Origin of the sequence: Caballeronia humi (genome assembly GCF_001544475.1) — a bacterium.
In the GTDB taxonomy this organism is placed as follows: Bacteria; Pseudomonadota; Gammaproteobacteria; order Burkholderiales; family Burkholderiaceae; genus Caballeronia; species Caballeronia humi.
Map to the genome: position 1 here is coordinate 1 of NZ_FCNW02000045.1, position 24,823 is coordinate 24,823.

Below are 24,823 nucleotides of genomic sequence, written 5' to 3' on the forward strand. Positions count from 1 at the left end.
ATTCTTGAAATTGGCCGCTTGCGTGATCTGCTGGAATACTCTCCAACGATCAATCTAGGCTTTTTGAAACCGCCTCTTAGTAACTGAAAGTGCCGGGCTTTGCTGAGGCGGCGGGATCGGTGCGTCTCGAAGGGCAGCAGTTCAAGGAGCTCAATACCGTACAGCGATGCGCGCCAACGACCTGCCAGACGATGCGGAATCGAAACGGCGAATTTAACGCACCAATTCGGCACGCTCGGCGCCTTCAAAATTGCTGGCGCGCCGCATCGTGGATCGTCTGGCAACAGGGGCTTCTGTAAGCATGCAAGCCGAGAGCAAGCGTGAACACGTGATTTTGTTCGTGCTGGTAAACGGCGCCACCACTCCGGCAGACCAGGTCATCGCGGTCGGGTGCGAGGTGCCCGTCGAACTGACGACTGAGGTGCAGTTCGTCAAGTCGAAACAAGTGAAGCCCGGACGCGATGACATCGCGTATCGACACGACGCGAGATCGCTAAATCTCCGATCACGCTTCGCCTGTCTTGTTCAGACGCGCCGCCGAGTTGGCGATGTGCCGCGCCTTTTAGTCTTTCGGTGGCGTCCATAGCGGCTCGCGGCACCATGTTTGCCGACGGCTAGGTGCCGGATGAACAGATCAATAAGTTCACACGCTGCGGCTCTCAGACAATGCCGACGTCCAGTTGCAGCCGCTGGCAGGGCCGTTGCCGACGTCTTTGCGACGCATTGTCAGAGCCATGTCAGAGCCAGATCAATGATGTGGCTTACTCCAAGCTAGCCAAAGGCGATGGAGTGGATCCCATGACGAACGCTCGCAGCCGTTTCTCGGCATCGACCACGCGATGCATCGGAGCGCTCGCCAACTGTTCATCGTGAAGCGCAAGGATTACCTCGAACAATGAAGACTCATCGTCTGCGAGCTTCCAGCCGTCGACTTTGGCAGCGCGCGCAAGCGCACTCTCCAGAGCTCGCTCTGCATCGTGATAGGTGTGAACCGGAAGGCTACCGAACCCCGCTAGTTGCAAGAAGTAACTCATATAAACGGCCCGGGCAAGCTCGTTGATCAGATGCTGGTTTCCTCCGTCTCGGCGACATGCGGCCAACGCTAGATGGTGGGCCAAGCTGAGTTCGCGGACCGATGCTCGGTCCATCGGCAACAGAAGCGCTTTACTCAGGCGCTTGTGCGGCCGGGCGACGCGCCTTTTAGCGCGATTGTTTGACATGGTACGGAGCAGTTACTGACGGAGCTGAAAATTAGGTTATGAAACCGTTAGCGGCTTATATGGATTCTAATGCAGTTTGCGCGGAAGGTCGGTCCTGGATTAATGCGAGTTTGCGAGTCGGCTCACCAGTTCAGGCACTTCTGTCCGGTCGCTTTCTCTTTTTGACCGGTTTGTCAAACCAACGACGCGGCGGAGTGCCGCCCCCGCGCATCGCGCGGATTTTCAAGTAGCGGCGCGTAAATGGAGATCACTGCGGTCAAGCTGGCCGTCGCTGCTTCGCAGCAAGGTCGGCGACAGTCGGCAGGAGACGATGCGCGTAGCATTTGATCGGAAAATCGAACGTCCCGCCCAGGTTGATGCTTCCGAGATGCGTCGTCGCGATGCGAAAACCATCACGTCGCCTCTTCGCCTCACCCCATCTCAGCAAAATTGAATCGTCCTTCTTCCTGCTAGACCGGGTTCTAGACGGCGAGTCGGATCACCGCGACTCCGTTCTGAGCGTCGTGCAAGGGCGACACGCGGGTGCTGAATTTCGCGTGCACAGGCCCGCCAGCTCGCTGTAGGTGAGCGGGAACGCCACAAGCCGGCGCGCTATCGAGCTCAATCGGGTGGTTGCCCGACATCGGGTCGTTTACGAGGAACGCGTATGGAACAAGCGCCCCCAGTCGTAGTCGACCTTATCCGGGTAGAGCCGGTCGACACCGGCACCAGGTGTGAATGTCAATTCGCCGAAATAGATTCTATCGCCTAGCGAATAGAGATCCACCCGCACGTAGTCGAAGTCGGCAGCGAGGGCCTTGGCGGTGACCAGTATCTGTGCCAGATTGTCCGGGCGTGGGGCAGGTGTCGGGCTTGTAAAGAAACCTGCGACGGCGATGTCCAGAAGATTCCACTGCTCGTCGAAGAAGTCGCCGCACGGGCGGGGCGTGAAGCGGTCAGAAACCCGCATGATATACGCGTTCTTCTTTCCCGTCCGCTCGGTGAAGCAGTGAACTTTGATATCGGCCGGCACGTCGCCGTGTTCGTCCAGCAACAGTTGCTCGAAGAAGAGACGTGGCCTGATGCCCTTATAGTGCCGCTCTCGCGCGATGCGATAAAAGTTCGTGGATAGCCAGTGCGCCGCGAGCGCATGGAGTTCTTCGAAGGTGGTCTCCGACTTTTCGCGCACGATCTTCACAAAGTTGCTGGCATGATTGACCTTCATCACAAAGGACCGAGGCAAGGCGTCGAAGTCGGCTCTGGTGAATGGCTCCGGGGTTGCCAGCAACGGAATGAGATACGCGTCGCCGATGGTGCGGGTTACGTAATCACGCACTAGGAGTTTGTCGGCGAAAAGTGCGAAGCACGGATCCGGATGCAGACACCGATGCAGGATCTTTTCGTTGAAGGTAAGCGGGTGCTCGACGTTGGGAAAGCGGCCGACCTTGCGTCGATGCGACAGGCTCAAAAACATCGCGTCCGGAAGTAAATCCTTTACGCGACCCCTTAAAGACTCGGCGATTGACATGTCTTCGTCTCCCGACACAAGCCGGCGTCACCTCCCCAGTTGTGCCATTCTCTGCAACGCTGACTTCTCCGTCAGCGCGACGTTGGACTACCGGCTATCTTGACTTACAGACCCTTCCCGTGACCTCAATCTTGCTGCAGTGATTGAGCTTGACCTGGCTGTCTCGCAGTATGGCTGGACGCGGGGCTCACCTGCACCATATTTGGGCGCCGTAATGCCTCTCTGTTCGAACGCGCACAGTTCGACGACATAACGCAAAGCGCAAATGGTAAAGGTTCTGAGCGGACCGCAGACTTCCCGACGCCATTGTCGGTGACGTTTATCACGGCATCCCGTTCACTCCAGCGGGGCCACCTTGGAAAATAGGTCGGGCCATGACAAGGACGCCAAGGACCAAAGGAATCACGCGTCCAACCCCTGAGCCCACGGCGACCAGCGACCTTCAGCGACGGGAGTTCGGCATCGTGGAGAGCAGCGCCCGAAAAGCTCACGCGCGCTCAGCCCCCGCCGATGCCTTGCACGACCTTGCCCGTGCCGCCGCACACTTCGCACGTCTCGCCGTCCTTGGTGCCAGAGCCGTCGCAGGCGGGGCACAAGTCCTCGCCAGTTCCAGGGGTGCCAGGTTCGGCTTCGTCGCCGGGGTTGAGGGGAGGTTGTTGCGCCATGATGTGGTCCAGTGAGCGCCGACGACTCTGCGGCGTTTACGCCGCTTCAGCAAGCAGCATTCCAAGTATCCGTCCGGGCTTCCTGGGGAAACAAGCACAATTTTTTACAGGTACCCGATGGCGCAGCGGCGTGCAGAGGCCGGACGAGTCCTGACATTGACGCACCTTCGACAACAAGAATCGATTCGCTACAGCCCAACAGCGCGTCCGACCTCGCTCCGGTAGGATCGACTCGACCCTTGCCAGCGCATTACGTAATCTGCAGACGAACTGAAACACCGCGCAAAAGGGTATCCCATGTATTGCTGTTCGAAAGCGGATCGCCTTAATATGGCGCGCCGGGCTCCTTCAGTCTAACGCAGGACGATCGGCTACTAGGCATTGTGCCTAATGCAAAGCCAGGCGTGATCGAATGCTTACCGATGACAATCGCGAACGGAGGAGCAAGATGCTTAGTCCACACGAATTCGCGACCTTGATGCTGGTCAAGGACGCACCCGAGCAGGTCGAGTTGGGTCGCGCCGAGCTCGACGCATTGTTGGAACGCCAGCTCATCACGTTGGAAAACCTCGCTTCGGGACAACTGCCTCCACACGTTACGTGCGACGGCGATTTCATTCTGAGAGCCGTCGCCCGAAAACACTAGTAGGCAGCGTTCTGGCTCATTGCACGCCTGCTAAGTTCGACATCAGTACTCATGCGCGACCGTCATCAAGCTCAGCGACTTTGGCGAGCGGATGAAAATGAACATCCCAACCTGTGCGTTCGGTGATGAAGTGCAGGAAGGTGGATTTTCACGCGCGGACGGCATTGAAGTGCCCCAGTGCTGGAAATCACGATGAAAATGCCATCCAAATGCAGTATTGATCCACGCGGGGGGATCGGCTCCCGCATTCACTGCTCGTCGCTTCTGATAGTGCGGCGGACCCGACCTCGGCGCACGCCGACATCGGTGTCCCATTACTGTAGGTGTTGGCGGGCGGAGCCGGCATGCGGTAATGCCGGGCGCCGACATGACGTTCGCCAGCAGTGGCCCCCACGTCCGGCGGAGCCGGTGCGCGTCAGCACGCATCGATAGGCGCGTCGCGCTGAACCGCAGCTCAGAGAAAACGGGCTCGATATTAAATCGGTATATCAATGGCGACCTCTCTGGCGGGAGCATCGGGTCTTGCCACAGACATGGGCGACATGCCGTTTTCCCAGACGTGCGTCACAGTACAGCTCCCATCAAGTCTGGCCATGAAACGTGACTGCAAGGGGCACTCGCCCGATCCGCGTATCGTCAGCGCTCGACGGATCGATCGCTAGTCCATCGCGTCATTGAAATGGCACCGGTCGAATTCGCCGCGATGGATCGTCGCACTTCCATTTGATCGGGTTCGGATTCTTGTTGTGCTCGCGGATATCGCGCATCAGCTTGCGATCCAAATCCTTAACGGTGGTGAAGATGCCTCGCGCGATTACGTCCTGCTGGATCCGCGCAAACCAGTTTTCCACCTGATTCGGCCAAGAGGTATGGTCGGCGTGTAATGCAACCGTACGTTGCGGTGTTGCTGCAGAAACTCCTGCACACGTGCGCTTTTGTGGCTGCTGACGTTGTCGCAAATCACATGAACTTCTTGCTTGGGCCGCTGGCTGGCGATCACGTCGGTGAGGAAGGCGACGGACTGCTCGCTGGTATGGCGTGATGCGGTTTTGCCGATGACTTGCCCGGTCGCCGTATTGAGCGCAGCAACAGGCTCAGCGTGCCGTTACGCTTGTATTCGAAGCCATGGCTCTCGGCACGGCCTGGCGACAGCGGCAACATCCGGTCCTTACGATCCAGGGCCTGAATGGCCGTCTTCTCGTCCACACAGAACACCACCCCATGAGCGGGCGGGTTCAGATATCAGAATCGCCCGGCCGCGCCGAGGATCAGCTGCGCGCACCGTCTGGCTGCGAGTTGCTGACAGCAACTGTTCGCGCTCAAGCGCGGTCATGTTCATCTTTTCCATGCATTTCATTGAATATCACATCGGGTGCTTTTTCAATGATGCATTGGACTAGCCCCGCGAGCGCCGACGAGAAACTGAGGAAACGTTTATGTGTTCTTGCCTGCTGACAGGACAATGCACTCGACCCCGACGTTCTTCGTCTGATCCGGCAAACAAAGCAAGTCGCTTATTCCGATCCTTTCGATTGGACCATCGCCTGCGCGATATAAAACCCAAAGTCCCCCGTCGCTGGAGGTGCACCTCGTATCTGCTCACCTCTGATCCTCACGACGGCCAACGCCGAGCGCCTCGAGCAGCGGCCGAAGGGCATCGAGTTCCGAGCCGAAGCCGGTCCAATCTCCCGCTTTCAATCGCTCGATGGCCCGATCATAGTGGGCGAGTGCCTCGCGGGCGCGCGCGTCTGCCGTGCCCCGAGCCTGCGACGCCACCGGGGCGGTCTCTTTGAAGAGCGCCGCCAAGCTTCGCCCAAGGTCTCCTCCATCACCACACGCTCGCCGTAGGCGGCAATCACCCGCTTCAATTCGGGTAACTGACCGGACGCCGCGCGCAAGTAGAGTGGAGAGACGTAGAGGATCGAACTCTCGATTGGCACGACCACGAGATGGCCGCGAATGACACGCGAGCCCATCTGGTTCCACAGCGAGATCTGCTGCGAAATCTCGGTATTTTGCTGGATGCGCGCCTCGATCTGGAACGGCCCATAGACCAGCTTGTCCTTGGGGAAAGTGTAGACGATGAGCTTGCCGTATTCAGGCGGATCGCAACGCGCCGCCAACCAGGCGATCATGTTCTCGCGCTGGCTGGGCACCATTGGCAGCAAAAGGACGAACTCGGCGCGCGCCTCGCCGGGGAGCCGCATGATCATGTAGTAAGGCGTCATCGGCGTGCCGGGGGCATTCCCGCCATCGAAGCCGGCCAATGCCCGCGGGAACTGCCAGAGATCCTCGCGATTATAGAAGACTTCCGGCGTATCCATATGGTAGGCGCGTAGAGTTGCGCCTGGATCAAGAACAGACCTTCGGGATAGCGGATATGTTGCTGCAGCTCTCGTGGCATCGCCTCCAAAGGCTTGAATAACCCCGGGAAGATGCGCTGATACGTCCGAAGGATCGGATCGGCACGATCGCTCACGTAGAAGTCGACCGCGCCGTTATAGGCATCGATCACCACCTTGACCGCATTGCGGATGTAGTTGGCGCCGTCGCCGATACTCGGCTGCGCGTACGGGAACCATCGGCTGGTGGTATAGGCGTCCTGCATCCAGAAAAGGCGCCCCTCGCTCGCGACGATATAGGGATCATGGTCGAGGCTGAGGAACGGGGCGATCGTGCGCACCCGGTCCTGAATGTTACGGTGGAGCAAGATCCGGCTTTCGTCCGTGATGTAGTCCGTAAGCAGGATGTTGGGATCGCTAAGGTGCCAGGAGAAGAGAACGCGTCGCGCCAGGCTGCCAATGGCGACACCGTCGCGCCCGCTGTATGTGGTGTAGATGTTGTCCTTCCCCTTGGGGTAGTCGAATTCCGGTACGCTGCCCTTCACGATGACGTAGCCTTGGCTGCCTTCACCGAGATAGAGGCGCGGTTCGCGGATGATCGGGCCGCCGTTGGCGACAGGCGGAATATCCTGCAGATAGAGAGAAGGCAAACCTTCCGTGGATTTCTCAGTGACCGGCGACATCACGACACCGTTGCCGTGGGTGAACAGGAGCCGCAGGTTCACCCAGGTCTGCGCGTTTGCCGGAAGCATCGCCGCCTGCAATTCGCGCGCCGATAGCATGACCTGCCGGTAGCCGGCGTCAAGCCGATAGCGGTCGATGTCCACAGAGAGAAATTTGAAATAGGTCCTGATCTCCTGTAGTTGCGCGTAGGTATCCATCAGCGGCTGCACATCCCACAGACGGATGTTGTCGATGGTCGCGCGGTTGGCCTGGAGCGAGGCGAGATTCAGCCCCTGCTCGGCCGGAAACGGTTTCACCGCGATCCGCTCCAGGCCATAGGCCTTGCGGGTCAGCGCGATATTGTGCTCGATATAGGGTGCCTCCAGCTTTAGCTCGCTCGGCTTGACATAGAAGCGCTGGAACAACGCCGGGTAGATCAGGGCGAACACAAACGAGCTGCCGAACACCAGCAGCGCCGAGGCTGCAGGAATTCGATAGCTGCGCCCGCGTATGTTGGCCCACGACGCGATGGATGCGGCAGTCGCAAGGCCGATGAGCACCCACAGGACCGGCAGCTCGACGTGGACGTCCGTATAGCCGGCGCCGACCACGACGCCGTTGTCGCCGTAGAGCAGCAGAAAGCGGTCGAGTCCGTAGGACCAGGCCTTCAGCGCGAAGAACGAGCCGAGCAGTGCGCGTCCATGCGTGGCGGCGGCGGGCGAGAGCCCACGCGGCGACTTCTCGAGTGCGATGTCGCCGCGCACCCAGTAGACTGCGCCTGCGACAACTGCGCTGCAGACGAGCAGTAGAAGCAGCCAGTTCTTCAGCGCAATATACGCGGGCAGCGAGAAGAGATAGAAGCTGATGTCCTCACCAAAGATTGGTTCGAGCTCGCCATACGGCACCTGATGAAGGAAGCGAAGCGCTATATCCCAGTTCGAGATTTCGCCGGCGGCGATGATGAGCCCGGAGATGACGGCGACGCCAGCGATGGCGGAGCGCCAGGGAATGCGCGGCGCGAGCTGGTTGGCCAGTTCGCTTTTGAGCGCCGGCATAGCCGACAAAAACGCTGCTCCCGCTTGAGAGGGACCCCGACTCCTCGCGTAGCGGTGCGCGAGGAACCCCGACACGCCTATAGTGCCCGCTGATGCGGCGAACACGGCGACAAACAGGAGCGCCTGGGCGGATAGGACCGTCCAAAAAACGGGCAGATAGCCGATCGAAGAGAACCATAGCCAGTCGACGAGGACGCCAGTGATGCGCCCGAGCAGGACCAGGCCGGCGACGACAACCGCAAAGGTAATCGCATTACGTCTCAAGCGCACGCCGCACCTCACTTGCGACCTCATCGACCATGCTCCTTTGCTAGACCCTAACCTGCAAGGAGCGTGGCTGAGCGGAATATCAATGCAGCCATCATAGCCGCGCGTAGTCAGGCAATGACGTGCGGGCGCCGGGGGAATCGATCAGCGATTCGTTCGCGTTGATTCCCCGCGCCCCGGCGCGATGGCTACAACGTTGATCCGTCCGCCGCAATCGCGGCGGGCTCATCGACACTCCGAAAACGGCCGCTGTTGCGCGTCCCACATAGACCCTGCCGTTCGCGCACATCGACGTGACGTACTTGTTGCCCTGCCCGAACTGATCGCGCGCCGCCACCTCGTTGCTGTTGTAGAGCCCCTTCGCGAGATTGGTCGCGTCGTCCGCGCGGTGCACCCCGACCGCGACGTTTTACAGCACCCACACGACCCCGTTCGTGCTGTCGTTCAACGACACGCTGGGCGTTGGCGCGCCCGCCGAACGTGGCCCCACTTTGGCTGAGGGCCGTTAAGCCGAACGCCTTGATGTGATCGCCGAAGAGGATGTAGACCGTGTCGTTGATGGAGCGGGCATGCCGAATTCCCGCCGGTCGCGTGTCATCTGATTTCCTGATGAATATTATTCCGATTACGTTGAACTTGCCCATCCGCGCGGTTCACTACGTCGAGAATCGATTCCTTGCCCGCGCCGAGCGCAAGCCGGACGATCGGGCCGCTTGCATCGGCGGCATCGGGCAAAACGAGCGCGCCGCCCGCGCCCAGGTCTTCGTCGGCCTCCGACTCCTGAACCGTATTTGACGGCCGGGGGTAAACGGAGACAATCCGGTTCGGAGCTAGATTCAGCTTCAGGAACCCATTGCTATAGTTGCGCTGCACGCCTTGTCCGGTGGCGTCGAGATTGGCCTTTGCGACGCTCACGACAGGAGTCTGAGGCGCTCAGACGATTGTGCCGGTTATGGCGGCCCTTGGCCGCACGCCGTGATTGCGGCGTCACGCAGGCCTGGCCCCGCCTGACATCAACAGCGTCCTCGCAACGTTCACACGCACCAGCGTGGCGGGCTCCGCGACGCAGCCAGCATGCCCCCGCAATGTCACGGCCGCGAAGCGGACGCGGATTTCTTGGCCTGCCTGCGATCAACGTCCGTCTCCAACAGTTTGAACGGCCGACCTCGCGGCACTGTGGCCTTCCATTCGCCGTCGGAGGTCTTCGCCGCGACAATCGCCTCAGCAAGTGGACCTCACGGCTCTGACCATCAAACCCGCTGTTGCAGTTTCATCTTCGGAAGAGCTTGGCGAAAAGCGCCAGAAATTCCCCCTTAATCGCTCATTTGCTCCGCACGGCGATTTGGTACCGTTCAATGCGCGGTTCGCTGACGGCAGCAAAACGCCGTTCGGCCGTGCTACGTCGCGGCCGTCGCCGTCGGGGTGGTCTCAAACGCCAAGGAAGACATGTGTTGCCGACTAGGTTCCAGTCGGCACTTTGACCTAGCACTGACGGCACCACTGCCGGCTCTGATGATCCGCATCGTTGTCAGAAGACCACTTCCCCATATGGAGCTATTCGTCAAATGTGACAAACAGGACATCGGCGAACCAGTAACAACATCGCCGGGCAGGCATGATCACATCACGCAAGCAGGACATCGCGCACATGGTGCGCGTCATGCGGCCGTCCTTGGGCAGTGACCGCCGGCCAGCCGTAGCCGCTGATAATGGAGCAGACGCCTCCGTCGGCTGCGCGACTGGCGAGCCACCTGACTATAACTACAGCTGTGCTCGATCGATGATTTGCCGCTGCAACCAGATGATTCGACGCCGCACAATCTGCGTAGCAGAGGGATGCGTGATGGAGCAGAAAGGTTTGTTCGTCGTTCGCCAGCACGGTGGACGAGGTGCACTGTATATGCAAAAAAGAGCTGAGCGAGATACTGTCCTTTGAATGCAATCCCCGGGTCAGCGTCGCGTCGCTCCAATGGCGCTGGCCGGCTACGCCCAAGACCGATCAGATGCGGACCTGCCGCACCTCTAAGTTAATATGATCCAATCATCCGGTTTCTCCATTGCCTGTCCTCGCTGCGGTAACACGTGGCGAAACGATGCCGATTCGTGCCCTCATTGCGGCGCGGATCGCCAACGCGCGTTGAGCACGACGGAGAGCTTATCGAGGTCCGGGTCGGACACGCATGGCGCCCGCAGTCGGCGGCTACGAAGTACGGCGTTACCGTCTCTGGGTATCCCACAAAAATCGGATGCGGGTACCGCATCCACGAGCAAGCGTCGGGGATGCTCGAAGACCACAACGATCAGTATCGTTGCAATTCTTGTGGTTATTGCCTGGATACCCAACAGTCAGCGCGACACGCTTGATGAGACACCCCTCATGGTAACCGCGCGCAGTTCTTTCGGCCCTGTCACCAAGAGCCTTGCCGAAGGCGGCGCCGCGATTCCGGGGCAGTCGCACGCGGAGCGGGCGACGTCCGGGCCAACACCTCCACGGCCTGCGAGTTGACCCTGCCCTCGTTTGGCGAATCCCATAACCGAGGATGTTATGCGGCCTTGCCTTGCTGCGCTGCAAACCACTTCCGTGCGCGCTATTGGGGCGGGCCAAAACCGGGCCAAACCCCGTAGATCGTGCGCGACCAGGGTCCAAGCACCATGTCGCGACCGACGCAAACGGGGTGCCGCTCTCAATCAAATCGTTGGAGAGTATTCCAGCAGATCACGCAAGCAGCCAATTTCAAGAAGGCTTCATGAGACGATTCGAGAATCACGCGCGAGAGGTCGATTTGGCCAGCTGCGCATAGCTCGGCAAGAAGCAGTTCGTGCAATCGAACCCACACACCCGCTTCCTGCCAGTCGCGTAATCGGCCGAAAGGTAGGTCCGTCAACTTGTCGAATCAAACGATGGAACACGTTCGCGCGGTGGACACGGTGCGGCTACGGCCGCCGTACGAACCCCCGAAGGGGATCCATGCAACGCGGCCTCGTCAGTGAGAGCGACGCATGGACTGCTAGCGTCTTTACTAATATCGAGTTCGTCAGCCTTCACAATTGCCCCTTCGCAGTTTTATCCTATAGCGCTGTCGGTACCGCGTCGAGTCGGGCACGGTCGGAAAAGGCATCACGGTTCACGTGGTTCCGCTCGGTTGCTCTGGCGCCGTCCTTGGCGCTCATTCGATCAACTGCATCGACGACCTCATCTGCCAGTGCGTAATGGGCCATATGGCCCGCGTCGGGGGCGATTACCAATGTACTGTCCGGCAGCTCTCGATGCAGACGCGTGGAATGCGACTTGGGGTCGACAATCTTGTCACCGGCGCCGGCAAAGATGGCAACTGGCATCTCAAGCTTTGCATACTCAGCGCGGAAATGGGCAGCGGCGGGAATCATAAACGCGGCGTCCTCTGCCTCCGCCCGAATCTGTAGCGGCCGCAGGATCATCTCCCTGGGCATGATGTCGAAGAAGTCGGCAGACATGTGTCGTGGAGCGAACATAGCTTCGACCGTCCGTTTCATCAACAAACGACCGGTTAAAGGCGAGACGGTGTATCGCATCACATCGCCGAGCAACGGGACCGCCGCGGGAGCCGTCAAGGCGACGTCTAGACGGGCGGTCGGATAGTAATAACCGGAAATAAGCACCAACCCACGAACCTCGGCGGGGAATTCCGTCGCCATGCCAAGTGCAACCAAGGTCCCCCAGGAATGCCCGAGCACCACGGGGCGCTCCACGCCAATCTGAGTGAGCGCTTGTTCGATCAGCGCCGCTTGGGCTTGTGCCGTCCAGAGGCGATCCCTCGGCCGTTCGCTGTATCCAAACCCAGGACGATCGAACGCAATTACGCGGTGATGCCGCGCCAACCGGTCAACCAGCCCACTACCGACAAAGTCCTGCAGCAGGACGGTGTTTCCATGTAAAAGGACGACAGGCGTCCCCTCCCCCCGATCGATGTAATGCAGGCGCACACCGTCGACGTCCGTAAAGCACCCCACAGGCGGATGATCGCGTTCGGCTATCGTTTTCCGGTGTCGGACCCAAAGCGCGGTCGCCAAAGCGGAGGGGCGGTTCGAATGTCGCTATCGGAGCACGCGTTTGAATTTCCGACTAATTCCGGGCGCAATGTTCATGCCGGAGACCGCGGACGTAAGAAGGCCAACGGATATTTATTGTTCGCACCCGGAACAGCGCTTGCTAGCATATGTCCTAGCGGCGGCTTGCAAATTGCGTGAAGCGCTTCTCAATGTCCAGAACCGCTTCGTTGATGCCCGACAATCTCAAGTTTTTTCTGCACAGAGATGCTTCTGTAGCGTGCCGTCGCAGCCAGGGAGCGATCCTTGACCCGAGGATTCGGGACAAGTCGCATGAAAGACGTCCACCGACTCGCATGTCACGCGCGAGCACGACGCTCGCTGCGGTAGGACATTCTCAGTCGCTCAATGCGAAAAAGTCAGGAACCAAGACTCGCTTTACTTGGTTAAAAAACTCAGTTCTACTCAAACCGAAACACTTCGCAGCCGATTCGCGCTTCCGTAATTACTGCGCCGACGGATCAGTCGGTAAGTCTTTCGTCTCTTCTAGTATTTGCGCCTCGATCATCTCTCTAGCTTGCCGCCAATACTCATCCGTGCAACCTTCCATACTGCCTTCCTGCCTCCATAGTTCGTACGCCCTTCTCCGGATCCGCCGTTCGAGCGTTTCGTGTTCCATTGTGCGTTCCGCATATGGTGGTTTCGCATGGGCAATGGGCTCATACGCAGATCATGGCCCCGGCAGTGCACCGTCCTACGTCCACATCGTGCCGCAGATCACGTGCGAGGCGTTGCCCACGCTCTAGTCGAATGGCTTGCGAAGGCTAAGCTGGGTTGGATAGTAACCGCTGCGATCTCCGGGGTTTCGCCGACTAGAAAGCAGCCCGTTTTTGCGGCACTTACGCCCTCTGCTGCGACGGTACATCACCGGGTAGCGACTGCTTCAAGGCAATCCGGTAGTGGGAAGAGTTTCGTCTCGAACAGCCAGTCGACGGCCGCCCTGCTGGAACGCTATGACGAGCACGCGAAGCTTTACTGGACGTCTCCGAGATTTTCGAGACGCCTGTCGACGCGAACGAATTCTGGACTTTCAGAAGCCCGTCCATGAATCGTGTTCGTTGATGCCCCATGTACGTCTGAATCTGCTGGCCCACTCGCGGCGGCGAATCGGGAACCGATAGAGGGTTCGGCCAACGCGGCGCTTAATTTTCTTGCCTGCCATTGCCGTCTCGTCAGCGCCCGCGCTTTGGATTGCACACTGGCCATTTTGCATTCTTAGTAGTCGCGGCAGTTCTACGTTCAAGAATCAATTTTGAGCCGTTCTCTGACATGCAACCTTCCAAGCTCATATTCGGTCCCTAGGAAAGACGTCGGGCTACGCTGGCTTGATGTTGGCCGCCTGCTTGCCCTTGGGACCCTGTTTCACATCGAAAGTGACCTTCTGATTTTCCTGCAACGACTTGAAACCATCCGCCCGAATCTCAGAAAAATGCGCGAACAAGTCGTCGCCGCCATCGTCAGGCGTAATAAATCCAAACCCTTTTGCATCGTTGAACCACTTCACGGTACCCGTCGACATATCCAATTCCCAGTTATAACCGTTCTCAGGAAATCTCCCGCTATCAGGATCAACGTAGCGCAAATGGCCGCTCCCGGCAACCGGCGGTATCTCTGTGTCTGCGCGACAGCCGCCCAGAGCGATGAGGTTGCTATGCAAGGGTTCGGTTTCGCAGAGGCTTGTCTTCGTTAAGTCTACTCATCGTGCGGCACTTCAACTGGTAGCGATCGCTTGTGTCGCGTCGCGCTGTAAAAACGGCGTATCGTCGTCAGGACCTCATCGCTGACCTCACTTCCTTCTAGAAAGTCGTCGATGTTTTCGTAGGAAACGCCATAGCTGTCTTCGTCGGGGCGCTGCGGCGTAAGCGTCTCCAAGTCGGCCGTCGGGACCTTCATCACCAAGCGTTCGTCCGCATCCATCGAGCGCGCAAGAGCGCGGACGCGGCGCTTTGTCAGGCTTGAGAGCGGCAGGATGTCAGCCCCGCCGTCGCCGAACTTAGTAAAGAAGCCCATAAGTGATTCTGCGGCATGATCCGTGCCGATTACCAGGCCGCGCCGCGCCCCGGCGATTGCATATTGCGCTACCATCCGCTCGCGCGCCTTGATATTACCGAGCACGAAATCCTCCTGAAAATCGTCAACGTACTGCGCGCCTCCATGCTTCAGCGATTGCAGCATTGCATCGGATGGCGGCTTTATGTCCACCGTTAGTGTCTCGTCCGGACGCACAAACCGCAACGCAAGCTGTGCATCTTCTTCGTCGCGCTGAGACCCATACGGAAGCCTCACGGCGACAAACTGAGCCTCATAACCATGCGCACGCAAGCGCTCGACGCTGAGCTGCGCAAGACGTCCAGCCGTCGACGAATCTACGCCGCCGCTAATGCCGAGAACATAAGTTCGAAGCTCCTGCGAGCGCAGGTAATCGGACAGGAACGCGATACGCTTCTCTCGTTCCGTCTCGGCGTTGAAGGCCTCAGGAACCCCCAACTCGCGGATCACCTGCTGTTGCCACTCGCGGCTCTCGTTACTGTTCTCGAACATGCTCGCCTCCGTTTGTTCGCTCAACGCTTCGCAGACTGTCGTAATAGTGCTCGACGCGTGACAGCGCATAGAGCGCCGCGGCGCGTCGCACGTCATTGCGATCGCCATCGAAGACCTTCGTCTCACTGAAAGTCACGAAGTCGCCACTGCGTAGCTTATAGGACCAGCCGAAGCACTGCGTACCCGGAGGCGGCCCGCCTCCAGGGACGGCGTCTGCCACACCGGTGTTCGACACAGCGACGTCCGCGCAACATGCCTCCTGCCTGAGGGCGCCCTCAGACATCTCGCGCGCGACTTCCTCGCTCGTTAGGCCAAATCGCTCCATCGTAGTCTCGCGAACGCCGAGAAAGCCTGCCTTCCCGGTCGGCGAGTAAGTGACAAACCCCACGTCTAGGCAGCTGCCACATCCCGGCACTGACGATATGAGCGACGCGATGTAGCCGCCAGTACACGACTCGGCCGTCGCAAGCATCAAACCGCGGGAGCGCAAAAACGAGACGACCTGTCTAGCAATATCCATTTTCATCCCCTTTTTTTGCGTACAGGAGCCGGGCTCCCGTTTTACGGTTAGCAATCAGTGCACCCGTTGGTATACGATTTCCTTAACGTGACGGGATTACTCGCGCGTTAGTTTGACGCGCTTGATTCGGCCGTGACGCCACAACGAAATCCAAGCCTTTGCGGGAAATCACAGGGTTCCCCTCCATTCGTCGTGGGTTGGTAAACATCGGGCATTCCAGTTGCTAACGATGCTCATACAATCGAGCAGAACGAGCATGGAAGTATGGATGCCTCGCTTGTTCCAAAAGGCAAGGAACACCCTGAGCTGGGAAGCTATGTACCTGAGCATGATCACGTCGAGCCAGACCGCAAGCCGTGAAACCAGATTCGAAACCGTAGAGTGGGCAGACCTGAGTGACATTAAAGTCGGGGTAGTCGTTCCCCACCCACCTTCCGAGGGCGCGTTACCACCCCGTCGTCCTCTAGACGGTGCGGGATGTCATCAACTTCGCCGTGCCTTAAAATTCAAAAGCGTCGTCGGGAGCAGGTGGTTGAGCAAATCGCCGTCCCTGGATTGCAAGCTCATCGGCGAGCGGTTGATAAAGCGGACGGTCTGCCCGGAATGCAGGTACGCCTTCCTTTGTTTCAATCGCGTATCCGAAAAGCCCGGTCTCGCAATGCCTGTCGTTGGCCCATCCTGGATAGTCCAAAACGGGATATAGGCAGAGCCCCTCGACCGGCACGCCGCGTGCCCGTGCCAAGAAAACCTCGTCGGCCACATACGCCAACCACGGCCGGCGCAAATCACCCTCCGCGCCAGTCTCCGCAATAACAAGTGGCCGCTTATACCTAAGATAGACCTCTTCAAGCATCTGCCACAGTGCGCGATATCCGGTATCGCCCTGTTGGAGTTCGCCCCCTTCGATATACCATTGGTTGAAGTTATAGTAGTTAAGCCCGATCACGTCGAGATAGCTCTGTGATCCGCCGAGCCCAGGCCAGAGCGCACCGGACAACATATCCCACGCCTGGTACTGGCTAAGGCGATGGCGCTCCGCGTCCTCCGCGCGCTCCTGCGCTCGAGCAGTGACATTGATAAGAGGGTCGGTTGTGATGAACCGGGCTGTTGGGATGACCGCGCGTATTGCGTCGGTCGCAGCGATCGTTGCTCTGACTAGCTGATGTTTGAGTTCGAGTCCCCGTCCGTACGTCGATGGGCGGATGTCTCCCACCTCGCCGCCAAACCAGGACCAAAATGATATTTCGTTGATCAACGTAAAGATGGGCACATCCTCAGTCTCGGACGCGATGACGACTGCGGTGGCCGCAGCAAACTTGGCGAACGCATCTACGAATCGAGGCCGCCATATGTCAACGTGATCAGGCCAACCATAATGGCAAAGGTCCCAGGTAACCTGCATTCCGGTCTTATTGGCCGCCCGCGCCATCGGAACCACGCTCGTCCAGTCATACTGTCCTGGTCTTGGCTCTACCAGATGCCAACGAACGCCATCTCTCACGGTGCGCAAACCATGTGAGATCAGGTTCGCATAATCCGACAGTGCATGCCGATCGTGCGCCGTCGATCGCAGCAAGTCGAGCCGCGTGCCGTCGTTTCGCCGTTGGGTCGCGCACTCGAACCCGCCCCACAAAAAAGATCTGAACTTGGGTGCAGGCTTCACGGCAACTGCACATCCGTTGCAGGTCGCGGGCGCGCGTCGACTCGCCCTTCAGCATCGTCGCTGACGGCGACCTCGGCGCCTTTTTGCACTGTCGCACGTGACTGGGTCTCGATCTTCGCATAAACCGATAGCGCCTGCCCGATCACCTGGTCCATATTGTAGTAGCGGTACGTTCCGAGGCGCCCGACGAACGTCACTCCGGGCGTTTGATTTGCCAGTGCCTCGTAACGCTTATACAACGCCTCGTTCTCCGCGCACGGGACGGGATAAAACGGCTCGCCGTTGCTGCTCGGATATTCCCGAGAGATGCTTGTCTGCGGGTGGATCTGACCGGTCAGATACTTGTACTCGGTAATACGGGTGTATTGCACAGCTTCGTCAGGATAGTTGACTACCGCTGCAGGTTGAAACTGTGGCATGTCTAGTGTCTCATGAACAAACCGAAGGGATCGGTAGGGAAGCTTCCCGAAGCAAAAATCGAAATACTCGTCGACCGGCCCTGAGTAGATCAAGTGCCTGAATCGGGCGTACTCGCGCGCCTGGCGGAACTCTGTGTTGAGCTCCACCGTAATGAGCGGATGCGACAGCATCGCCCTGAACATCGGCTCGTATCCCTCGGCGGGCATACACTGAAATGAATCCAGGAAATAACGGTCATCGGTATCGGTACGAGTAGGCACCCGAGCAGTCACAGACTTGTCGAGTTGCGAGGGATCGACGCCCCATTGTTTGCGCGTGTAGCCACGAAAGAATTTCTCATAGAGTTCGCGGCCGACCGCCCGCAGCACTACATCTTCGGATGTTCGTATGTCGCGTAAGCGGTCGGCGCGTTCAGCAAGAAAAACAAGTGCCTCGGCCGGCGTCATATCGGCGCGGAACAGTGTGTTGAGCGTGGTGAGGTTAATTGGGATTGGCACCAACAGACCGTCTATGCAGGCTTTGACACGATGCTCGTAGGGGCGCCATTCGGTGAAGTTCGATAAGTATTCGACAATACGTTTAGCGTTCGTGTGGAAGATATGCGGCCCGTAACGGTGGACTCGAATGCCCGCTGCATCCAATTCGTCGTACGCATTCCCCCCAATGTGGTCGCGCCGGTCGATTAATAGTACTGTCTTACCCAGCCCAGCCGCGAGCCGTTCAGCCAGCACGGCGCCGGCAAAGCCAGCTCCAACGATCAGGTAGTCGTATTGCATGTCTCGTATCGCGTCGTGCGAATTGAAACCCGATCCACTCCAGTTATCGGAGAACCTGCAGTTGTCCGTGGTTCGGTCGTTGCCGTTGCCGTTGCCGTTGCTGATGCCGGCGCTGATGCGAAGGGCAGTCGCAGTGCCTCCGCAGCCTTCCGGCGAGTCGGTAACCGTCTGCTGTCGGCCACTCACCTTAAGCATGATTTGCTCCGTCCGCCGTGCGATTCAACGTTTGCATCACCACCGCATGCATCCGCTCGAACGTGTCGTCCCAGCTCATGCCGGCTAGAATGCGATCAGCGGACTCGGCGACGCTCCGCGGATCCTTCGACTGTGCAACGGCATCGTCAAGGGCCTGCACAAACGATCCAACCGGTGTCACATCGCTCACCGACCGAGCGATCTTCACCACGTCGCTACCTCCATAGGTTGCCACGACGTCCCGAATGGCTGTCGACACAACGAGACGCCCGCCCGCTAGGTACTCGGGGGTTTTCGTCGGACTGATGTAGCGCGTCGACGCATTTAACGCAAATGGCATCATTGCGATGTCCCAATGTGCAAGAAAAGCGGGAAGGTCCGCATAAGCTTGCCTGCCGAGGTAGTGGATGTTCGCACGACGCGGCAATTCGTCTGGGTCGATCTTCACGACTGGTCCTATCACGACGAACTGAAAGTCCGGACGAGCTGTGGCCGCCTCCCCCAGTAACGCGGTGTCAAACCGCTCGTCAACCACGCCGAAAAACCCGATCTTTGGATGGGGTATTTTTCGTTGGGCATCGGGCTCGACGAGCGTGTCACGCGCTCTTCTAAAGTGCTTTGCGTCGACGCTGCTTGGAAAAAGGTGGACCGATCGATGAAGGCGACGTTTCGATTCATAAAGACTCGACCCGCCAGCAAAAACGACATCTGAGCGCAACAGCAAGGCGCGCTCTGCAAGCTCAAGCGACGCGGGCGCCCCTCGGAACGCGCTCAGCTCGTCCATGCAATCGTAGACAGTCGCCAAGGGTGCAAGTCTCGGCGCACTATGCAAAGACATAGGCGTGTAGAACCATAGCAAATAGTGCTGCAGATGCTCGTTCGTCACCAGTAAGTCGAGCAGCTTCTTCTCAACCACCCTTCGATCCAGTCTGGAGCTCGCCGGTAGGCGTGGGACGACTACAGTCAGCCCGGGCGCTTCACATCGGAAGTCTAGGCGGGGGAGTTCATCTTCGAAGTCCACTGGCTCCTCGACGAACCAAACCGGATACCGCTGTGCCATGCGCGACATGATGTGCTGCGGGCGCTGATACACGAAACTCCAGCGCAGATGGGAAAAGCAGATCACGCCGTCGACTGCGCCTCGCCATCGTTCGGTCGACGCCTCTGGAGTCGGTCGGAAGGATGGACTCAATGCGGGCCCTGAATCGTGGCTCATGACGGCCTCAGATAGTCACGTGGTCGGTGGGTCTGTTGTCAGAACTCAGTACTAGCGACGGTGGGACGATCGCCGTTCAAGGCTCAGCAAGGAAGATGCCGCGGCTCATCGGTTGAATCTGAGCGCCGCTTGTAAATCGGCAAACCAGCTCGCCCTAGGCACGCGGTTGTGCCCTCTAGCGCTAAAATCTCAAGAACGCCTGCGGCTTCGGTAGAGGTGGCGATTGATTGTGGCTCGCAGTCTGCCAAACGTCCGTCGCGAAGATGATTTATTTAAAGGCATTTCGGGAGCGCCCTTACTAGCAAAATTTGCGTGCCTAGCCGCCGAGCCACCGTGGGAATGCGGTCGATACGAATAAAAATATACGAGACCTCAATCCGGCCGTTATGGTTCGCCTAGACGCACTTGAAGGTCTAACGCTAAAAACTCGCGCGCTTGTCCACGCTTTCAGTATCGCCAAACGACGTAGGGTCGGTCATAATTTCTTCTCAGCCGTCAGTGGCCGTCCGAAGTTGGAAAGATTCGGACGTTCTAAGCCCTTCCCATCACCAAAGTCGAGCGTGTATTTCGCAGTGCACTGCTTTGAAAACCGGAATGAGCAGAGCTGCAGTCGCCGGCGACCTAAAACTTGCAGAAACGCTGGCGCCCAAGCGATGCTTCCCGGCTTGCACTGGATCCGCTATGGTGTTCCCGCACTTTCAGGGGAACGCAGCAGCGGGCAGTCAACCGGCAGGGACCACTGACTAAGTTACCCGGAGCGTCGCCCCATCGCACTTTGGTGCATCCCAGCGTCACATGTCAGGCGGAGCTGCGCGACCGTCCGGAACGGTCAACTCCGAACATGGCGCTCAACGAGCTCGAACAGTCGCTCCGGATCAAACGGTTTTTTCAGATATGTTCCTTGCGTCACCTCGACCGGCGGAACTGCCGCCGACATGAAGACAAACGGAACACCATGAAGGATCGGAACAGCTTGAAAGCATCGATAGAGTTGCGCCCCATCCATGACCGGCATCATCCAATCGGAAATTACAAGGTCGGGCAGGTTAGCGTTAGCGGCCTCGATTGCCTCGGCGCCGTTGCGGGCGGTGACGATATGGTAGCCCCGTGCGCGCAAGAGCAACTCAAGCACGAATAGGATATCTGGTTCATCGTCGACCAGCAGGATAGTACGCACGTTAAGTCTCGCTCATTTCTGACTTGCAACTAGTGCGCAGCAACGACCATTCCACTACTGAATCTTACTCACCACGCCGGTCAAAACGCGGACGCCTCGGCCGCACCAACACTGGAACGAGCATTGCTGTTCGGCCTTTGTCCGTCCTGAAAAGGATGCCGTAAATGACCGCTGCGGGAACTTGATGTCACAGCCTTTCGGACGCCGTGCAAGCCGTCGGCCCGACTTGCCGCACGGGATGAGCCCGTGCCGCCGCCGCATCCAACTTACATCGTATGGTGCCTTTTTGCTGTGGGTGGATCTCGGCTGCCTGCCTCATGCAGCTGTCGCAGCGCCCGCCCAAAGCGTTTTCGCCCCCGCCGGCGTACAGGCCGCGCGCATCCTCGACCTGTGGCATCTGACGCTCGCGGTCTGCTCGATCGTATTCGCCGCGGTCCTGAGTGCGTGCTTCATCGCATTGTTACGCGCGCCGCAGGCCAGACGCGACACGCCGCCCGATCTTTACAGCATCGAAAGCCCAGAGCCGCGCCTGCGCCGCTCGGTGATTGTCGCGACGGTAATTTCGGCCGTGCTGCTCTTCGGCCTCGTGCTGGCCGACGTCCTCACCGACCGCGCGCTCTCACGCCTGCCGGCCGCGAATGCAGTTCACATCGAATTGACCGGGCATCAATGGTGGTGGGAAGCGCACTATCTTTCCGACGATGGCACGCCGGGCTTCACCCTCGCCAACGAACTGCACGTGCCGGTCGGGCGGCCGGTCGTCGTGTCGCTGGTCGCGGCGGACGTGATCCACACGTTCTGGGCACCGAACCTGCACGGCAAGAAGGACATGATCCCGGGCCGCAACGCGACGATCGAATTTCGCGCCGATCGCGCCGGCACCTATCGCGGACAGTGTGCAGAGTTCTGCGGCCACGAGCATGCGCTGATGGCGTTCCTCGTCGTCGCCGATCCTCCCGCCGACTACAACGCGTGGGCGGCACGGCAGCGCGAGGGCGCGCGCGCACCGTCGAGCGATCTCGAAGCGCACGGCCAGCAGCTCTTCATGATGGGCACGTGCGCGCGCTGCCACGCGATCGAAGGGACGTCGGCAACCGGCAGGCTCGGGCCGGACCTTACCCATCTCGCGAGCCGCCGCACACTCGCGGCCGGCACGCTCACCAACGATCGCGAGTCACTAGCACACTGGATCACCGACCCGCGCGCCCTCAAACCCGCCGCGATGATGCCGCCGACTCACCTCGCCCCCGCCGATCTTCAAGCGCTGGTCGCCTACCTCGGGACGCTGCAATGACCGATCCAGCGACCAAACCACGCCTTTATGACGGCCCCGACGCACCGCCCCACGTGCGCGCATCACTGGCTGCGACATGGAGTGATTCTCCCGGCTTCATCGGCGCGCTCTCGGCGATCAATCACAAGACGATCGCCCGCCGCTTCATGACGACGACGTTCGTGTTTTTCCTCCTCGGCGGCCTGCTCGCGCTCGCGATGCGCACGCAGCTCGCGCGCCCCGACGCGCGCCTCATCGGCCCCGGTCTTTACAACGAGCTTTTCACGATGCACGGCACGACGATGATGTTCCTCTTCGCCGTGCCGGTGATGCAGGCGGTCGCGGGCTTTCTGATTCCACTAATGATCGGCGCGCGCAGCGTCGCGTTCCCGCGCATGAACGCGTACGCGTATTGGGTGTTCCTGTTCGGCGGCATCCTGCTGTTCGCGTCGCTCGCGGTGAATTCGGCACCCGCGGCCGGCTGGTTCAGCTATGTGCCGCTCGCGAGCGCCGACTACGCGCCGGGCAAGGGCACCGACATCTGGGCGCAGATGATCACGTTCACCGAACTCTCGGGCCTGCTCGAAGCGATCGTCCTCATCACGACGATCTTCAAGCTGCGCGCGCCGGGGATGTCGCTCAACCGCATGCCACTCTTCGTCTGGGCGACGCTCGTCACGCAATTCATGGTGATCTTCGCGATGCCGTCGATCATGCTGTGCAGCACCGCGCTGATCCTCGACCGCCTCGTCGGCACGCACTTCTATAACCCGGCAAAAGGCGGTGACGTCCTGCTCTGGCAGCATCTCTTCTGGTTTTTCGGACACCCCGAGGTCTACCTGATCTTCATCCCGCCGCTTGGCTTCATCTCATCGATTATTCCGACCTTCGCGCGGCGTCCGGTCTTCGGCTATCCGGCGATGGTGCTCGCCCTGATCGCAACCGCCTTCCTCGCGTTCGGCTTGTGGGTGCATCACATGTTCGCGACAAACATCCCCGAACTCGGAAAGAGCTTCTTTACGGCGGCGAGCCTGATGATAGCGATCCCGTCGGCTATGCAGATCTTCTGCTGGATCGGCACCCTTTGGACCGGACGCATCGCGCTCAAGACACCGCTCCTCTTCGTGCTCGCGTTCTTCTTCATCCTCGTACTGGGCGGCCTGACGGGCCTCATGCTCGGCTCCGTGCCGATCGATCTGCAAGTCCACGATACGTATTTCGTCGTCGCGCACCTGCATTACGTGCTGATCGGCGGCGCGGTGTTTCCGCTCTTCGGCGCGTTCTATTATTGGTTTCCGAAGTTCACCGGCCGCATGCTCGGCGAGACGCTCGGACGCTGGAATTTCTGGCTGTTCTTCATCGGCTTTAACGTCGCGTTCTTTCCGATGCATCTGCTCGGCCTGCAAGGCATGCCTCGGCGCGTGTGGACCTATCCCCACGGCATGGGATGGGACGGCATGAACCTCGCGGCGACCGTCGGCGCATGGACGATTGCACTCAGCGTGCTGCTTTTTATAGTGAACGTCGTGGTGAGCTATCGGCGGGCGGGGGCGGCCCCCGATCCGTGGGGCGCTGGCACGCTTGAATGGAGTGTGCCGTCGCCGCCACCGCCGCACAATTTCGACGCGATACCCGTCGTGCACGGGCGCGATCCTTTGTGGGAGCCGGGCGCGCAGCCCGCGTTCGTCGCAGGCCTCGCCGCCGATGCGCGCGAGGTGCTCGCGACGACCGTGCTCGATGCGGTGCCCGATCATCGGCCGATGTTTCCGTCGCCGTCGATCTGGCCTTTTTTAAGCGCAGTGGCCACCACCGTGCTTTTCATCGCGTCGATCTATACGCCGTGGGCGGTGGTGTGGGCATCGGCGCCGGTGGCCGTCGCGATGATCGCGTGGTTTTGGCCGAAGCGTCGCGAGAACGCGCTGGCCGTCGCTCGGGAGCAGCGTCCATGACCACTCATGTGCGTCACGATGCCGCCTCTGCCGACGACGCTTCGTTCGTCCTCGACGTGCGCGACCTGCCGACCTACGGCTACGGTCATCGCAGCCTGATGTGGTGGAGCACGATGGGCCTGATGCTGATAGAGGGGACGGTGTTCGCGATCGGTGTGATGACGTACTTCTACCTGCGCGGCGTAGCGTCTCAATGGCCGATGGCCGCGCGCCCGCCCGAATTGCTGTGGGGCACGCTCAACACGATTGTACTGATCGTGAGCCTCGTGCCGAACCAGCTCGCGAAGCGCGCGGCCGAGCGCGAGGATATCGTGCGCACGCGCTGGTGGCTCGTCGTGTGCCTGTTATTGGCGCTGGTGTTTCTGGTCGTTCGCGCATATGAATTCGCCGCGCTCCACGTGAGTTGGTATACGAATGCGTATGGCTCGGTCGTGTGGCTGCTGCTCGGCTTGCATACCACGCATCTGATCACCGATACCGTCGATACGGCCGTGCTCGCCGTGCTGCTATTTACCGGGCCGATGGAAGGCAAGCGTTTTGTGGATGTCAGCGAGAACGCGGTGTACTGGTATTTCGTCGTGTTGAGCTGGCTGCCTATTTATGCGGTGATTTATGGGGCGCCGCGCTATTGAACGTATCGAG

General features: G+C 59.5%; 18 protein-coding genes and 4 pseudogenes. 5 read left to right on the forward strand and 17 right to left on the reverse strand.

Translation table 11 applies throughout. The features are described from left to right. From AWB65_RS37100 to AWB65_RS36710, 3 genes are all read right to left on the reverse strand, one after another. Positions 1 to 284, reverse strand: a 284-nt coding sequence (locus AWB65_RS37100; protein WP_235007785.1) for a hypothetical protein, incomplete at its 3' end; no start/stop codon positions are given. Between the two features lie 1,567 nt (positions 285 to 1,851). After that, positions 1,852 to 2,727: an ATP-grasp fold amidoligase family protein gene (locus AWB65_RS27190; RefSeq protein ID WP_087670113.1), complete on the reverse strand. Its 876-nt coding sequence runs from the start codon at positions 2,725 to 2,727 to the stop codon at positions 1,852 to 1,854. 497 nt (positions 2,728 to 3,224) lie between these two features. Beyond that, complete coding sequence (locus AWB65_RS36710) at positions 3,225 to 3,392, reverse strand: hypothetical protein (protein WP_200821812.1); 168 nt, start codon at positions 3,390 to 3,392, stop codon at positions 3,225 to 3,227. Between the two features lie 448 nt (positions 3,393 to 3,840). Between AWB65_RS36710 and AWB65_RS27195 the strand changes: the two genes are divergently transcribed. Beyond that, positions 3,841 to 4,038 carry a hypothetical protein gene (locus tag AWB65_RS27195; protein WP_087670152.1) on the forward strand — a complete coding sequence of 66 codons (198 nt, stop codon included), beginning with the start codon at positions 3,841 to 3,843 and terminating at the stop codon, positions 4,036 to 4,038. Between the two features lie 671 nt (positions 4,039 to 4,709). Here AWB65_RS27195 and AWB65_RS27200 read toward each other — a convergent pair. From AWB65_RS27200 to AWB65_RS27215, 4 genes and pseudogenes are all read right to left on the reverse strand, one after another. Beyond that, positions 4,710 to 5,280 (reverse strand): annotated as a pseudogene (locus AWB65_RS27200) (IS630 family transposase); the annotation flags it as partial. Between the two features lie 357 nt (positions 5,281 to 5,637). Continuing rightward, positions 5,638 to 8,392 (reverse strand): annotated as a pseudogene (locus AWB65_RS27205) (UPF0182 family membrane protein). 67 nt (positions 8,393 to 8,459) lie between these two features. Then, positions 8,460 to 8,759, reverse strand: a complete 300-nt coding sequence (locus AWB65_RS27210; protein ID WP_087670114.1) for a hypothetical protein — start codon at positions 8,757 to 8,759, stop codon at positions 8,460 to 8,462. Positions 8,760 to 8,959: 200 nt separating this feature from the next. Further along, positions 8,960 to 9,280 (reverse strand): hypothetical protein, encoded by a 321-nt coding sequence (locus AWB65_RS27215; protein WP_087670115.1) that lies wholly within the window; start codon positions 9,278 to 9,280, stop codon positions 8,960 to 8,962. 1,645 nt (positions 9,281 to 10,925) lie between these two features. On the opposite strand from AWB65_RS27215, the pseudogene AWB65_RS35845 reads away from it, so the two are divergent. Next, positions 10,926 to 11,052: pseudogene (locus AWB65_RS35845) on the forward strand (IS5/IS1182 family transposase); the annotation flags it as partial. Positions 11,053 to 11,115: 63 nt separating this feature from the next. Here AWB65_RS35845 and AWB65_RS35850 read toward each other — a convergent pair. The 10 genes and pseudogenes from AWB65_RS35850 to AWB65_RS27265 form a co-directional block, all read right to left on the reverse strand. Continuing rightward, positions 11,116 to 11,229: pseudogene (locus tag AWB65_RS35850) on the reverse strand (IS5/IS1182 family transposase); the annotation flags it as partial. A 205-nt stretch (positions 11,230 to 11,434) separates the two neighbouring features. Continuing rightward, on the reverse strand, positions 11,435 to 12,328 hold the full coding sequence (locus tag AWB65_RS27225) for an alpha/beta fold hydrolase (protein ID WP_235007786.1): 894 nt from the start codon (positions 12,326 to 12,328) through the stop codon (positions 11,435 to 11,437). A gap of 568 nt (positions 12,329 to 12,896) precedes the next feature. Continuing rightward, complete coding sequence (locus AWB65_RS27230) at positions 12,897 to 13,070, reverse strand: DUF2934 domain-containing protein (protein WP_087670118.1); 174 nt, start codon at positions 13,068 to 13,070, stop codon at positions 12,897 to 12,899. Between the two features lie 696 nt (positions 13,071 to 13,766). Next, positions 13,767 to 13,970 (reverse strand): cold-shock protein, encoded by a 204-nt coding sequence (locus tag AWB65_RS27235; RefSeq protein ID WP_087670119.1) that lies wholly within the window; start codon positions 13,968 to 13,970, stop codon positions 13,767 to 13,769. 173 nt (positions 13,971 to 14,143) lie between these two features. Beyond that, entirely contained in the window at positions 14,144 to 14,992 is an 849-nt protein-coding gene (nadE, locus tag AWB65_RS27240; RefSeq protein ID WP_087670120.1) for an NAD(+) synthase, read from the reverse strand. After that, on the reverse strand, positions 14,976 to 15,512 hold the full coding sequence (locus AWB65_RS27245; RefSeq protein ID WP_087670153.1) for a CinA family protein: 537 nt from the start codon (positions 15,510 to 15,512) through the stop codon (positions 14,976 to 14,978). Before AWB65_RS27245 ends, nadE begins: the two co-directional genes overlap by 17 nt. A 499-nt stretch (positions 15,513 to 16,011) precedes the next feature. Further along, positions 16,012 to 17,175 carry a beta-glucosidase gene (locus AWB65_RS27250; protein ID WP_087670121.1) on the reverse strand — a complete coding sequence of 388 codons (1,164 nt, stop codon included), beginning with the start codon at positions 17,173 to 17,175 and terminating at the stop codon, positions 16,012 to 16,014. After that, positions 17,172 to 18,566 (reverse strand): UDP-galactopyranose mutase, encoded by a 1,395-nt coding sequence (gene glf, locus AWB65_RS27255; RefSeq protein WP_327359105.1) that lies wholly within the window; start codon positions 18,564 to 18,566, stop codon positions 17,172 to 17,174. The genes AWB65_RS27250 and glf overlap by 4 nt, the downstream gene beginning before the upstream one ends. Then, entirely contained in the window at positions 18,559 to 19,782 is a 1,224-nt protein-coding gene (locus AWB65_RS27260) for a glycosyltransferase family protein (RefSeq protein ID WP_087670122.1), read from the reverse strand. Before AWB65_RS27260 ends, glf begins: the two co-directional genes overlap by 8 nt. 829 nt (positions 19,783 to 20,611) lie before the next feature. Continuing rightward, positions 20,612 to 20,959, reverse strand: a complete 348-nt coding sequence (locus tag AWB65_RS27265; RefSeq protein WP_087670123.1) for a response regulator — start codon at positions 20,957 to 20,959, stop codon at positions 20,612 to 20,614. Positions 20,960 to 21,248: 289 nt separating this feature from the next. Here AWB65_RS27265 and coxB point away from each other — a divergent pair, with 289 nt between their 5' ends. Genes coxB through AWB65_RS27280 form a run of 3 tightly spaced genes read left to right on the forward strand, consistent with a single transcriptional unit; the run spans position 21,249 to position 24,813 of the window. Then, positions 21,249 to 22,253, forward strand: a complete 1,005-nt coding sequence (gene coxB, locus AWB65_RS27270; protein WP_374729766.1) for a cytochrome c oxidase subunit II — start codon at positions 21,249 to 21,251, stop codon at positions 22,251 to 22,253. Next, complete coding sequence (gene ctaD, locus AWB65_RS27275) at positions 22,250 to 24,181, forward strand: cytochrome c oxidase subunit I (protein ID WP_087670125.1); 1,932 nt, start codon at positions 22,250 to 22,252, stop codon at positions 24,179 to 24,181. The genes coxB and ctaD overlap by 4 nt, the downstream gene beginning before the upstream one ends. Next, complete coding sequence (locus tag AWB65_RS27280) at positions 24,178 to 24,813, forward strand: cytochrome c oxidase subunit 3 (protein WP_087670126.1); 636 nt, start codon at positions 24,178 to 24,180, stop codon at positions 24,811 to 24,813. The genes ctaD and AWB65_RS27280 overlap by 4 nt, the downstream gene beginning before the upstream one ends. Positions 24,814 to 24,823 lie beyond the last annotated feature (10 nt).